General features: G+C 26.9%; 3 protein-coding genes. 2 read left to right on the forward strand and 1 reads right to left on the reverse strand.

Going from position 1 to position 2,392, the window contains the following annotated elements; translation table 11 throughout:
* The first annotated feature begins 217 nt into the window (after positions 1-217).
* Positions 218-1,189: an ATP-grasp domain-containing protein gene (locus G0Q09_RS14790; protein WP_219035464.1), complete on the forward strand. Its 972-nt coding sequence runs from the start codon at positions 218-220 to the stop codon at positions 1,187-1,189.
* Positions 1,179-1,817: an HAD family hydrolase gene (locus tag G0Q09_RS14795; RefSeq protein ID WP_219035465.1), complete on the forward strand. Its 639-nt coding sequence runs from the start codon at positions 1,179-1,181 to the stop codon at positions 1,815-1,817. Before G0Q09_RS14790 ends, G0Q09_RS14795 begins: the two co-directional genes overlap by 11 nt.
* 36 nt (positions 1,818-1,853) lie before the next feature.
* On the opposite strand, the gene G0Q09_RS15260 is transcribed toward G0Q09_RS14795, so the two are convergent.
* Positions 1,854-1,982, reverse strand: coding sequence for a hypothetical protein (locus G0Q09_RS15260; RefSeq protein ID WP_371875749.1), 129 nt, complete (start codon positions 1,980-1,982; stop codon positions 1,854-1,856).
* Positions 1,983-2,392: the final 410 nt, after the last annotated feature.

Genomic DNA, 2,392 nt, shown 5'->3' on the forward strand with positions numbered 1-2,392 from the left:
TGAAATATGGTAAGGTCAAAAATCCTAATGATTTTCCTACATTTCAAATTAATCAAAATAATAATACAATAATATTAAATAAAAACTCTACTTTTAAGTGTTCTTAACAAGGGGAAGATTACATAACAATTTAAATAAAATGTTAATTTATTTAACAGCAGATGGAGTCTTAAATTGTTGATTAAGTTAAATCAAATATTAAGTTTTATAAAATAATATGGCATCAAATATACTTATAACATCAGCAGGACAAAGAGTTTCTTTAGTTAAAGCATTTCAAAAAGAAATAAAATCATTAAATCAAAATAATAAAGTTTATACTGTAGATTTAAATCCTATTTTGGCTCCGGCATGTCATATTTCTGATGGTTATAGAACTGTGAAAAGAGTAACAGATGCTAACTACATTTCAGATCTTCTTGAAATATGTAAAGAATTAGAAATAAAAATAATCGTTCCTACAATTGATACGGAATTATTGGTTTTGGCAGAAAATAAAGACTTGTTTTTGAATGAAGGTATAACTCCTATTGTTTCATCTCTTGATTTTGTACAAGCCTGTAGAGATAAACGAATTATCAATGAATTTTTTGTAAAAAATAATATTGATATCCCACAAGATTTAGATAAAAATAACCTTTCATTTCCATTATTTATCAAACCTTATGATGGTTCGTTGAGTAAAGATACTTTCTTGATTGAAAATGAATCTCAATTAACAGATTATCATTTCGAAAATCCGAAGTTGATGTTTATGGAATATATTGATCATGCTAAACATGATGAATATACGGTAGATACCTACTATGATAAAAATGGAAATTTAAAATGTATTGTTCCTCGTAAACGTATTTTTGTTCGTGCGGGTGAAGTTAATAAAGGAGTTACACACAAAAATGAGATTGTCGCTTATGTAAAAGAACGACTTTCTTATATCAAAGGCACTGTAGGATGTCTAACAATGCAGTTCTTTTTTAATCCAGAAACAAAGCGAATTATAGGAATTGAGATAAATCCTCGTTTTGGAGGAGGTTATCCATTAAGTTATTTAGCGGGAGCTAATTATCCTAAATATTTGATTGAAGAATATATTCTAGGAAAGTCCATTGAATACAATGAAAATTGGGAAAGTAATTTATTAATGCTTCGATATGATGATGAGGTTTTAGTTCGTAATTATGAAGACTAAATATATTATTTTTGATCTTGATGATACATTAATGTACGAAATTGATTTTCTCAAATCTGCGTATAAAGAAATTTCAACTTTAGTTGATAAAGAAAATCAAGAAGAATTATATAATTTAATGTTTTTTAAATACCAAATAAAAGAGAATGTTTTTGATTTTTTGATTGAAAACTATCCAAATTTTTCTAAGGAGGAGTTATTGGAAGTCTATAGAAATCATATTCCAAACATTGTTTTAAATGAGGGAGCAGATGACCTTTTGAAAGAAATAAAAGCTAAAGATTATAAATTAGGTTTGATTACAGATGGTCGTTCTGTAACACAAAGAAATAAATTGAAAGCCTTAAAGATAGAAGATTTATTTGATAAAATAATTGTTTCAGAAGAATTTGGATCAACTAAACCAGATGAGCGTAACTTTAAAATATTCCATGAAAATGATATTGATGATTATTTTTATATAGCAGATAATCCAAAAAAGGATTTTGTTACTCCAAATAAATTAGGATGGGCAAGTATCTGTCTTCTAGATCAAGGTAATAATATACATTCACAAAACTTTAATATAGAAGAAGAATTTTTACCAAAAATTAAAATAAATAGTTTAAGTGAATTATTAAAGTTATAATATTCAAAAAGGCTCCACTAGGAGTCTTTTTGTATGTTATATGTTAACCAGCTTAAAAAATTCATATAACTTGATTTCCCTAGCTTCACAAATTCTTAATATTGTTTTTAAACTGATATTATAATTCTCATCTTCTTTAATTAGTCTTACAGTTTTTTCATTAATACCATGTGAATATTGAAACTTGCTAGATAATCCCTATAAAAGGCAGGTTAAATACAACATAGTGTAGTAGAGTGTATGTAAAAGATTTTTGATTTATGATGTGGGATTTACGATTTTAGAATTGTAAAATGTATTAAATACTATGTGTTTGAGGATGAGATTAAGGATGAGGTTCTGAAACGAGTCCAGAATGACAATAAATTTGAATGTTTAAAAGGAAATTAAAAATCCGACGATCCAGCAGCACATTATCGTCAGTCTGAGTGACGTTTGAAAAACGTTGTGTAATCTTCCCTAAAAACCGGACCGTTTAAAAATATAGTTTATTAACTTAGGGATAATTATGAAACAGAGCAATTTTACAGAAGTTCAGATCGTCAAGATCTTATCAGAACAAAATCAAGGCAAAA

It is taken from the genome of Empedobacter falsenii (assembly GCF_019308355.1).
GTDB lineage: Bacteria > Bacteroidota > Bacteroidia > Flavobacteriales > Weeksellaceae > Empedobacter > Empedobacter falsenii_B.